General features: G+C 72.0%; 11 protein-coding genes. 4 read left to right on the top strand and 7 right to left on the bottom strand.

Features of this window, described 5'->3' with window-relative positions; genetic code table 11:
• From TR46_RS44145 to TR46_RS10900, 5 genes are all read right to left on the bottom strand, one after another.
• Positions 1-588: ROK family protein (locus TR46_RS44145; protein ID WP_042397653.1), on the bottom strand; the 588-nt coding region annotated here is incomplete at its 3' end.
• A 55-nt stretch (positions 589-643) separates the two neighbouring features.
• A complete protein-coding gene (locus TR46_RS10915; RefSeq protein WP_236655295.1) occupies positions 644-2,047 on the bottom strand; it encodes an AMP-binding protein in 1,404 nt (467 codons plus the stop codon).
• A 117-nt stretch (positions 2,048-2,164) separates the two neighbouring features.
• On the bottom strand, positions 2,165-3,136 hold the full coding sequence (locus TR46_RS10910) for an electron transfer flavoprotein subunit alpha/FixB family protein (RefSeq protein ID WP_042397650.1): 972 nt from the start codon (positions 3,134-3,136) through the stop codon (positions 2,165-2,167).
• A 55-nt stretch (positions 3,137-3,191) separates the two neighbouring features.
• Positions 3,192-3,977 carry an electron transfer flavoprotein subunit beta/FixA family protein gene (locus tag TR46_RS10905; RefSeq protein ID WP_063770568.1) on the bottom strand — a complete coding sequence of 262 codons (786 nt, stop codon included), beginning with the start codon at positions 3,975-3,977 and terminating at the stop codon, positions 3,192-3,194.
• Between the two features lie 245 nt (positions 3,978-4,222).
• Positions 4,223-4,639, bottom strand: coding sequence for a TlpA family protein disulfide reductase (locus tag TR46_RS10900; protein ID WP_042397633.1), 417 nt, complete (start codon positions 4,637-4,639; stop codon positions 4,223-4,225).
• Positions 4,640-4,903: 264 nt separating this feature from the next.
• Between TR46_RS10900 and TR46_RS10895 the strand changes: the two genes are divergently transcribed.
• The 3 genes from TR46_RS10895 to TR46_RS10885 all read left to right on the top strand — a co-directional run bounded on the left by TR46_RS10895 (position 4,904) and on the right by TR46_RS10885 (position 7,397).
• On the top strand, positions 4,904-5,377 hold the full coding sequence (locus tag TR46_RS10895; RefSeq protein ID WP_042397630.1) for a DUF4395 domain-containing protein: 474 nt from the start codon (positions 4,904-4,906) through the stop codon (positions 5,375-5,377).
• A 150-nt stretch (positions 5,378-5,527) separates the two neighbouring features.
• Positions 5,528-6,331 carry a lysophospholipid acyltransferase family protein gene (locus TR46_RS10890; RefSeq protein ID WP_042397627.1) on the top strand — a complete coding sequence of 268 codons (804 nt, stop codon included), beginning with the start codon at positions 5,528-5,530 and terminating at the stop codon, positions 6,329-6,331.
• A gap of 70 nt (positions 6,332-6,401) precedes the next feature.
• On the top strand, positions 6,402-7,397 hold the full coding sequence (locus TR46_RS10885) for a lysylphosphatidylglycerol synthase transmembrane domain-containing protein (protein WP_084718270.1): 996 nt from the start codon (positions 6,402-6,404) through the stop codon (positions 7,395-7,397).
• Positions 7,398-7,439: 42 nt separating this feature from the next.
• On the opposite strand, the gene TR46_RS10880 is transcribed toward TR46_RS10885, so the two are convergent.
• Positions 7,440-7,730, bottom strand: a complete 291-nt coding sequence (locus tag TR46_RS10880) for a YiaA/YiaB family inner membrane protein (RefSeq protein WP_042398010.1) — start codon at positions 7,728-7,730, stop codon at positions 7,440-7,442.
• A gap of 305 nt (positions 7,731-8,035) precedes the next feature.
• Between TR46_RS10880 and TR46_RS10875 the strand changes: the two genes are divergently transcribed.
• Positions 8,036-9,298, top strand: a complete 1,263-nt coding sequence (locus tag TR46_RS10875) for an IS110 family RNA-guided transposase (protein ID WP_042397625.1) — start codon at positions 8,036-8,038, stop codon at positions 9,296-9,298.
• 56 nt (positions 9,299-9,354) lie between these two features.
• On the opposite strand, the gene TR46_RS10870 is transcribed toward TR46_RS10875, so the two are convergent.
• Entirely contained in the window at positions 9,355-9,900 is a 546-nt protein-coding gene (locus TR46_RS10870; RefSeq protein WP_042398007.1) for a GTP-binding protein, read from the bottom strand.
• Positions 9,901-10,032 lie beyond the last annotated feature (132 nt).

Here is a 10,032-nt window from a genome sequence, read left to right as displayed (position 1 = left end):
CGCGCGCCGCGCGATGGACGTGCCCGAGGCGATGATCTCCACGCAGCCGCGCGAGCCGCAGGGGCAGGGATCCCCGTCCAGGTCGACGCTGATGTGGCCGATGTGCCCGGCGTTCCCGCTGGGTCCGGGGTAGAGGGCACCGTCCAGGACCAGGCCGCCGCCGACACCGGTCGAGACCACCATGCACAGCGCGTTGCGGAAGCCGCGGGCCGCACCCTGCCAGTGCTCGGCGGCGGTCATCGCCGGGCCGTCTCCGGTGAGCACCACCGGCAGGTCCCCGCCGAGGTGCTCACGCACCGCGTCCACCAGCGGAAAGCCGCGCCAGGCCGGGATGTTGACGGGGCTGACCGCACCCTTGGGCGCGTCCACCGGTCCGGCGCTGCCGATGCCCACGCAGCGCACCGCGGGCCACTCGGGGGCGGCGGACAGCTCGTCGAGCACCTCGTTGACCGCGCCCAGGACCCGCGCCGCGTCCTCCTTGGCGGGGGTCGGCCGCTGGCACTGCGCGAGCATCCGCCCGCCTCGGTCCACCAGAGCGCCTGCGACCTTCGTTCCGCCGATGTCGACGGCTGCCACCATCTCGTCCATGCCGGGAAGTCTCTGCGGACGCAACGGCGTTTGTCCAGTTCAGCCGAGCCCGGTGTCAGGCCAGCTCGGCCTTGAGCACCTTGCCCATCGCGTTCCTCGGCAGGTCGTCCACCAGGACCACCCGTCGCGGCCGCTTGTGCACGGACAACCGCTCGGCGACGAAAGCCGTCAGCTGATCCCCCGTCACCGGGCCGGCCGGGATCACATAGGCGACGACGACCTGTCCCAGGTCGGGATCGGGAGCCCCCACCACCGCGGCGTCGGCGACGGCCGGGTGGTCCCGCAGCGCGGCCTCGACCTCGCCCGCGCCGATCCGGAAGCCCCCGCTCTTGATCAGGTCGACCGAGGCCCGGCCCACGATCCGGTGGAAGCCGTCGGCCCCGATCACCGCGACGTCACCGGTACGGAACCAGCCGTCGGCGGTACGGCACTCCGCGTCGGCGTCCGGCCGGCCCAGATAGCCGGCGCTCAGCATCGGTCCGCTGACCTGCAGCTCGCCCAGGGTCTCGCCGTCGTGCGGGACCGGTCCGCCGTCCTCGCCGACCAGCCGGGTGCGGACCCCGGCCAGCGGCAGCCCGACACTGCCGGGACGGCGCTCGCCGTCGGCCCGGGTGCTCAGGGTGATCAGCGTCTCCGTCATGCCGTAGCGCTCGACCGGGGCATGCCCGCTGAGCTCGCGCAACCGCTCGAACACGGTGACCGGCAGCGGCGCGCTGCCCGACACCAGCAGCCGCGCCCCGGCCAACTCCTCGGCCGCGGCCCCGTCGGCGGCGACCCGCGACCACACCGTGGGCACCCCGAAGTAGAGCGACCCGCCGGCCGCGGCGTAGGCGGCGGCGGTGGGCCGGCCGGTGTGCACCAGTCGTCCCCCGGTGCGCAGCGGACCGAGCACGCCGAGGATCAGCCCGTGCACATGGAACAGCGGCAGCCCGTGCACCAGGGTGTCCTCGGCGGTCCAGGCCCACGCCCCGGCCAGCGCGTCCAGCCCGGCGGCGACGGCACTCCGGCTGATGAGGACGCCCTTGGGCGCCCCGGTGGTGCCGGAGGTGTAGAGGATGAAGGCGGCAGCGCCGCCGGGTTCGCCCGCGAAGGCGCTCCGCTCGGCCGGATCCACCGTCAGCACCCGCGCACCGTACGCCTCGACGCCCCGGTCGGCCGCGGCGACGGCGAGCAGCGGCGCACCGGAGTCCCGCAGGATGTGCTCCCGCTCCTTCGGCCCGGCGTCCGGCGGCACCGGCACCACCGGGACGCCGGCCAGCAGTCCGGCCACCGTGGCGATCACCGTCTCGACGGTGGGCCGCGCCAGCACCGCCAGCGCGGGCGCCCCGGCGATCCGCGAGGCGACAGCCCCCGCTGCCCCGAGCAGTTGCTCCCGCGAAAGCGCAACCCCGTCCACGACCAGCGCATCTCCGCTGTCGCGGTACCGACCGTCAAGCGCCTTGAGCAGCACCTTGCCCACCTCCGTAGACCCCCACAGGGGCGCTGGGAACTGCGCGACCAGCCCCCTGCGCACGTAGCCGGCCGGCAGCGCGCGCAGTTGATCAAGCAGAGCCCCGCGCCCCTGAAGACCCAAAGACTAGCCCTTGCGGGACTTGACCTCAGCGGTCAACTGCGGCACCACGTTGAACAGGTCACCGACCACGCCGTAGTCCGCCAGCTCGAAGATCGGCGCCTCGGCGTCCTTGTTGACGGCGACGATCGTCTTCGAGGTCTGCATCCCGGCGCGGTGCTGGATCGCGCCGGAGATCCCGTTGGCGATGTACAGCTGCGGCGACACCTGCTTGCCGGTCTGGCCGACCTGGTTGCTGTGCGGGTACCACCCGGCGTCCACGGCCGCGCGGCTCGCGCCCACCGCCGCGCCCAGCGCGTCGGCCAGCTCCTCGACCACGCCGAACCCTTCGGCCGCGCCGACGCCGCGACCGCCGGAGACCACGATCGCGGCCTCCGTCAGCTCCGGGCGGCCCGTGGAGACCCGCGGGGTGCGGGAGGTGACCTTGGTGCCGGTCGCGCCCGCGCCGAAGGTGACCGTGACGGCCTCGACCGCGCCCGCGGCCGCGGCCGCCTCGGGGCTGGTCGCGTTGGGCTTGACGGTGATCACCGGCACCCCGCGGGAGACCCGCGAGGTGGTGGTGAAGGAGGCGGCGAACGCCGACTGGGTGGCGACCGGGCCGCTGTCGCCGGCGTTGAGGTCCACCGCGTCGGTGATCACGCCGGAGCCGAGGCGCAGCGCCAGCCGGGCCGCGATCTCCTTGCCCTCACCGGACGAGGTGACCAGCACGGCGGCGGGCTCGCCCGCGGCCTTGGCGATCTGCTCCAGCGCGTCCACCTTCGGGACGACCAGGTAGTCGGCGAACTCGGCGGCGTCGGCGGTGTACACCTTCGCGGCGCCGTACTCGCCCAGCTTGGCGGCGAGGTCGGCGGCGGCCGGGCCGGCGCCGAGGAGGACGGCCGAGGGCTCGCCGATACGGCGGGCCAGCGTCAGCAGTTCGAGGGTCGGCTTGCGGACGGCACCGTCCACATGGTCGACGAGGACGAGGACTTCACCCATTGCTCAGCTCTCCAGAGAATTCAATGTCAAGGGATGCGGGACAGAGCGCTGGGCTCTAGATGAACTTCTGCGAAGCCAGGAACTCGGCGAGCTGCTTGCCGCCCTCGCCCTCGTCCTTGACGATCGTGCCGGCGGTGCGGGCCGGACGGGCCGTCGCGCTGTCGACCGCGGTCCAGGCGCCGGCCAGGCCGACCTCGTCCGCCTCGATGCCCAGGTCGTCCAGGTCCAGGGACTCCACCGGCTTCTTCTTGGCGGCCATGATGCCCTTGAAGGACGGGTAGCGGGCCTCGCCGGACTGGTCGGTGACCGAGACCACGGCCGGGAGGGAGGCCTCCAGCAGCTCGGTGGCGGCGTCGCCGTCGCGGCGGCCCTTGACCGTGCCGCCCTCGACGCCGACCTCGGAGAGCAGGGTGACCTGCGGGACGCCCAGGCGCTCGGAGAGCAGCGCGGGGATGACGCCCATGGTGCCGTCGGTCGAGGCCATGCCGCAGACCACCAGGTCGAAGCCGGTCTTCTCGATCGCCTTGGCGAGGATCGCCGAGGTGCCGATGACATCGGTGCCGTGGATGTCGTCGTCGTTGACGTGGACGGCCTTGTCGGCGCCCATGGACAGCGCCTTGCGCAGCGCGTCCTTGGCGTCGTCCGGGCCGACGGTGAGCACGGTGACCTCGGCGTCGCCGGAGGCCTCCGCGATCTTCAGCGCCTGCTCCACGCCGTACTCGTCCAGCTCCGAAAGGAGCCCGTCGACGGAATCCCGGTCGGTCGTGTTGTCGTCGGCGAAGCGACGGTCGCCGGTCGCATCGGGCACGTACTTCACACAGACAACGATCCTCAAGCTCACGGCCTGTCTCCTGTACTGGTACTGGTCACGTCCGGCATCTGTTCCCTGGGCGCCGGAACCTCCGGAAGGATAAACACAGGTAGCCGTGTTCTTGCTACCCGTCAGTAGCTTACGCCCTGGCTCAGTGGTGCAGCGCCGTTGCCCTATAGTCCCCCACGCAAGACCATGCGGTGGCGCACCGCAACGCGGAGTCACTGTGACCTTGCACCTATTGACCGGTGGACGAGGCCTTCAGGCAGCGGTTCTCAGGCCACGGCCTCGCCCAGCGCCGCGATCACGTCCGCCCGGCGCGGCTGGCCGACAGCGCGCCGGACCAGCGCGCCGTCCGCGTCCAGGACCAGCACCGTCGGGGTGCTCAGGATGCCCAGCTGCCGCACCAGTTCCAGCCGGGACTCGGCGTCGATCTCGATGTGCGCCACGCCGTCGACCATCCCGGCCACCTCGCCGAGCACCCGCTTGGTGGCCCGGCACGGCTGGCAGAAGGCCGAGGAGAACTGCACCAGCGTCGCCCGCTCGCCCAGTTCCGCGCCGAGCTCCACGGCGTCCAGCCGCACCCCGTCGTCACTGCCCCGCATCCGCAGCCTTCCCCGCCCACGCATGCGCAGCAGCCCGAAGGCGCCCGAGAGCGCCAGCACCGCCAAGCACACCACCAGTCCTGTCATGCCCCCAAGGATGCCTGCTCACCGCCCCGAAGTGCGCGTAGCATCTCGAAGCATGGACCCCAACGGACGGAACGAGGCCGCAGGCCTCACCCGGCGCCTGGTCATCGACCTGTGCCGGGCCGCCGCCTCGCGCTGTCGCTGACCCCCGCGAGGCCCCGCGCCCCGCGCCTCGCACCTCGCACCGCGCACCTCGCACCTCGCGATTGCCGCGACCGCCGGCACCGTACCCAACCTCCCTTTGGCATCGTCCCCTTGGAGTCCGCCATGCCCACCCCCGCACCGCCGCCCGGCCGCATCGATCCGCGCGGCCCCCGTTTCGCCGCCTGGATCACCACCGTGGTCCTCGCCGCCGTCCTGATCACCGGCAGCGGCTGGCTGCTGGCCGCACAGGCGGTGGTCTTCGCCCTGGGCGCGCTGGCCGGGCTCGGCCGCTCGCCGTACGGATGGCTGTTCCGTACCTTCGTCCGCCCCCGCCTCGGACCGCCGGCCGAGCTGGAAGACGCCGCCCCACCGCGCTTCGCCCAGGCGGTCGGGCTGGTGTTCGCCCTGATCGGAACGGTCGGCTACCTGTCCGGCACCACCTGGCTGGGCCTGGCCGCCACCGGCTGCGCGCTGGCCGCCGCCTTCCTCAACGCCGCCTTCGGCTACTGCCTCGGCTGCGAGGGCTACCTGATGCTGCGCCGCGGACAGGACCGGCTGCGAACCGTCGGCGCAGGTGGGAGCGGTACCGGCCAGTAGGGCCGCAGAACGTAGGCTGGAAGGCGGCGGTGTGACCGCCGTCTCCTCAAGTGCTGGTGCTCCCCGGAGTGACACGGTGCTGTCGGGCAGGGGACGATACATCGACATACTGTCGGACCGGGCGCCAGCCCTTGGGAAGTAGGACAAACCGTGGCTGATCTCGTGTACCCGCCGATCATCGGGGCCGCGCTCACTCTGTTCCGGGCGCTCGACCTCAAGATCGACATCATCGGGGCGGAGAATGTGCCGCGGACCGGCGGGGCCGTCCTGGTCAGCAACCACGTCAGCTACCTCGACTTCATCTTCGCCGGATGGGGCGCGCTGAAGGCCGGCAAGCGCAAGACCCGCTTCATGGCCAAGGACGAAGTCTTCCGGCACAGGATCTCCGGGCCGCTGATGCGCGGCATGAAGCACATCCCGGTGGACCGGCTCGACGGCCAACCCGCCTACGAGGCCGCGGTGAAGGCGCTGAAGGCGGGCGAGGTGGTCGGGGTCTTCCCCGAGGCGACCATCAGCCGCTCCTTCAAGCTGAAGAAGTTCAAGACCGGCGCGGCCCGGATGGCCGCCGACGCGGGCGTGCCGCTGCTGCCCGTCGCCCTCTGGGGCACCCAGCGGTTGTGGACCAAGGGCCGTCCCAAGACGCTGACCCGCCGTCACACCCCGATCACCATCATCATCGGCGAGCCGATCGTGCTCGCCCCCGAGGACAAGCCGGTGATGGTCACCCGGCGGCTGCGCGCCGCCATGACCGAGCTGCTCGACCGAGCCCAGACCGGCTACCCGGACGCCCCCGGCGGCCCCGAGGACCGCTGGTGGCTGCCGGCCGACCTCGGCGGCACCGCGCCGACCCCCGAGGTCGCCGAGGCCGAGGACGAGAAGGAGAACGCCGAGAAGGCCGCCCGCCGCGCCGCCCGCGCCGAGGCGGCCGACGACGGGGCCGGCAAGACCCGGTAGCCGCCCGGGGTTGGCGCAGTGCCCCGGACGGGTAACCGATAAGTGCGCCGATCCACTGGGGGCTTTTCGGATGACGGAAGCGGTGCGGCAGCAGTCCCCCGAATCCACCCCGCCGCGCCGGCCGCGGCGGCGGATCCGGGCGCTGCTGGCGCTCTTCGCCGGGGCCGGCGCCGGCTATCTGCTGGTCCTCCAGCTCACCAGCCCCAACAACAACCCGCTGGCCTCGCTGGCCCGGGCCCGCCCGGAGTGGCTCGCGCTGGCACTGCTCTGCGCCGTCGGCGGCCTGGTGGCCGCCACCATGAGCTACATCGGCTTCGTCCCCGAGCGACTCGATCCGGTGCGGAGCTTCCTGCTCCAGGTGGCCGGCGGGTTCGCCAATGTGGTCACCCCCGGCGGCGTGGGCGGGCTGGCGATCAGCACCCGCTTCCTGCAACGGGTCGGGATCCCGCCGGGGCAGGCGCTGTCCAGCATCGGCGTCTCCCAGGCGGTCGGCCTGGTGCTGCACCTGATGCTGACCGGGGTGTTCGGCTATCTGGCCAGCGTGCGCTACCGGCCCTCGACGCAGACCTCCCCGCTGGTGACCGACACCGTGATCGGCGTGGTGGCCGCCGTCGCCCTGGTGGCACTGGTCGCGGTCGGGGTGCCGCGGCTGCGGCGCCGGCTGACCGGCCTGGTCAGGCCGCTGCTGGAGGGTGTGCTGCCGCGGCTGCGCGAGCTGCTGCACCAACCCGGGAAGCTGGCCGTCGGGGTCGCCGGCCAGCTCCTGGTCTCGCTCGCCGCGGCCGGCTGCCTCTACTGCTGCCTGCTGGCGCTCGGCAGGGATCCCGGCTTCGCCGCCGTCGCCCTGGCCAACCTGGTCGGCGGCGCACTCGGCTCGACCGTCCCCACGCCGGGCGGGATCGGCGGGGTGGAGGTGGTACTCGCCGGGGCGGTCGCCCAGACCGCGGGGCTCCCCTACCACGACGCCCTGGTGGCCGTGCTGCTCTACCGGCTGCTCACGCTGTGGCTGCCGGTGCTCCCCGGCTGGCTGGCCTTCGTCTGGCTGCAGCGGCACGAGAAGCTCTGAGAGCAACGCCCCGGGCAGCAGGGTGTGTCGACATGTCGGCGTTCAGGGCGTGTCGACCCGGAAGGGGTCGTGCTCGGCGAGCAGCTTGTCCAGCCGGGCCTGGTCGACCCGGGAGACGACCTGGACCTCGTCCTGCCGGTCACGGATGACCTTGGCCAGGGTGAAGGCGGAGGTGACGACATAGAGCAGGCCCAGCGCCAGGAACGCGCGGATCCAGGCGTCGGCCGACAGATAGGCGATCCCCACGCCCATGGCGAGGACCGAGATCGCGAACGAGATGACCGCCTGCGCGTGGTAGGCGGCGGTGGTGCTGCGTCTGACGGGAGTGGTCATGCCGTCAGGATGCCGCCGGCGCCCGGCGCCCGGCATGAGTACGGGTACTCAGGAACGCCAGAGTCGCTGCGCTGATCACCTCGGGTCAGAGAAAATGGGGCGGGGCGTCCCGGCCAGCCGATCAATCTGCGATGCCTGTGAGCTCGTTACTCAGGATGGCCATGGAGGTTGACCAAGGGGACCACGGTTTGTCGCCACGGCAGCGGTCCGCTGCCCGGAGCACGCGTGTCAGATTCCGCACCTTCCCTTGACCTCTCCGGGGCGCCCTGCACACACCGGGAACGACGCGTGGCGGGGAGTGGGGCATGGTCCGGCAGGATGTGAAGGACGAGGTCATCTACCTGCGGTCAGCGGGAGTAGACCTGGGCAAGCGGTTCCTGGTCGCGTGCGCCCGCACGCCCAACCCGAAGCGGTCGGGCAGTTGGAGCCTGGAGACGGAGCAGTTCGGGACCACCCAGGCCGAGCTGCGCAGGCTGCTGGCCTGGCTGCTGGAGCGCCAGGTCGAGGTCGTGGTCATGGAGGCGACGTCGGATTACTGGCGGGCCGTGTACTACCTGCTGCAGCCGCAGCTGAACCTGATGCTGGTCAACCCCGCCCATCTCAAGGGGATCCGGGGGCGCAAGACCGATCCGAACGATGCCGCGTTCCTGGCCCGGGCCGGTGCGTCCGGGATGGTGATGGGCTCCTTCGTGCCGCCCCAGGCCATCCGGGAACTGCGCGACCTCACCCGCCGGCGCACCGAGATCACGCGGGCCGCGGGCCAGGAGGTCCAGCGGCTGGAGAAGGAGCTGGAGGACACCGGTTTCAAGCTCAGTGCGGTGCTGTCCAATATCGTCGGGGCCTCCGGGCGCGCCATCCTGGTGGCGCTGGTCAACGGGGAGCGGGATCCCGAGCGCCTGGCCGATCTGGCCGTCGGTCGCGCCCGTGCCCGGATCGCGGACCTCGTCGGGGCGCTGGACGGGAACTTCACCGCACACCACGCGTTCATGGTCCGTCACTACCTCGACGCGGTCGACCACCTCAACAACGTTGTCGCCACGTTCGACGCGCGGGTCGCCGAACTACTGGCCGGTCTGGAGCGGGACCTGGACCTCCTGGACACCATCCCCGGGATCGGCCGGCTCGCAGCCGAGATCATCATCGCCGAGACCGGCGGGGACATGGCCCAGTTCGCCACCGCCCACAACCTTGCCTCATGGGTCGGCGTCTGCCCCGGACAGAACGAATCGGCCGGTGTGAACCGGTCGGGCACCACCCGACACGGCAACACCAACCTCAAGCGGCTGCTCGGAATCGCCGCGATGGCCGCCATCCGCAACAAAGACTCCTACCTGGCGGTGTTCTTCCGTCGGATCGCCGCCCGCCGCGGCGGCAAGCGGGCCCTGGTCGCCGTCATGCACAAGCTGGTCATCGCCATCTGGCACGTCCTGCACGACCACGCCCCCTACCGCGAACTCGGCGCCGACTACTACACCCGCCGCGACCCCCAACGAGCCATACGCCGCATGACCAAGGAAGCCAACAGCCTCGGACTGACCGTCCGCTTCGACCCCATCGAAGCCACCTGAACCCCTGACTGGGCCCGGGTTCAAGCACTCATTTTCGTGTCAGATCTGACGGACGATCAAGCCAGCATTCTGGCCGTGTGCAGCCGGCTGGCGTGTTCCACCAGTTCCACCAGCACCCGCTTCCCGGACTCCCGCTCCCTGGCGTCGCACAGCACCACCGGGGTCCCCGGGTCCAGGTCCAGCGCCCGGGCCACCCGCTCCCCCGGGTGCTGACGGGAGCCCTGGAAGCAGTTGACGGCGACCACGAACGGGATGTCCCGGCGCTCGAAGTAGTCCACCGAGGGGAAGCAGTCCTCCAGCCGGCGGGTGTCGGCGAGCACCACCGCGCCGAGCGCCCCGAGGGCCAACTCGTCCCAGAGGAACCAGAAGCGGTCCTGTCCCGGGGTGCCGAAGAGGTACAGCGACAGGCCGTCGCGGATGGTGATCCGGCCGAAGTCCATGGCCACGGTGGTCGTGGTCTTCTGCTCCACTCCCCCGGTGTCGTCCACGCCGCGGCCTGCCTCGGTCAGCCGCTCCTCGGTGCGCAGCGGGCGGATCTCGCTGACCGAGCCGACCAGTGTGGTCTTGCCGACCCCGAATCCACCCGCCACCAGGATCTTCAGGGCGAGCGGCGGATCACCGCCGTCGACGGTGCCGGGGGCGCGTCGTACCGGGACGGCGGGATCGCGGTGCTGCGCGTTGTGGCTGTCCTGCGCGTTGCCGCGGTCCTGCGCGTCGGCGCCGTCCGGGGCCCG

The organism is Streptacidiphilus carbonis (assembly GCF_000787775.1).
GTDB lineage: Bacteria > Actinomycetota > Actinomycetes > Streptomycetales > Streptomycetaceae > Streptacidiphilus > Streptacidiphilus carbonis.
The sequence above is the reverse complement of the archived record's forward strand: the minus strand, read 5'-3'. Positions and strand labels throughout refer to the sequence as shown.

Excerpts from the sequence above, each read along its gene's own strand:
- TR46_RS10910 (WP_042397650.1), bottom strand. The coding sequence starts at position 3,136 with ATGGGTGAAGTCCTCGTCCTCGTCGACCATGTGGACGGTGCCGTCCGC.
- TR46_RS10900 (WP_042397633.1), bottom strand. The coding sequence starts at position 4,639 with ATGACAGGACTGGTGGTGTGCTTGGCGGTGCTGGCGCTCTCGGGCGCC.
- TR46_RS10895 (WP_042397630.1), top strand. The coding sequence starts at position 4,904 with ATGCCCACCCCCGCACCGCCGCCCGGCCGCATCGATCCGCGCGGCCCC.
- TR46_RS10885 (WP_084718270.1), top strand. The coding sequence starts at position 6,402 with ATGACGGAAGCGGTGCGGCAGCAGTCCCCCGAATCCACCCCGCCGCGC.
- TR46_RS10880 (WP_042398010.1), bottom strand. The coding sequence starts at position 7,730 with ATGACCACTCCCGTCAGACGCAGCACCACCGCCGCCTACCACGCGCAG.
- TR46_RS10875 (WP_042397625.1), top strand. The coding sequence starts at position 8,036 with ATGGTCCGGCAGGATGTGAAGGACGAGGTCATCTACCTGCGGTCAGCG.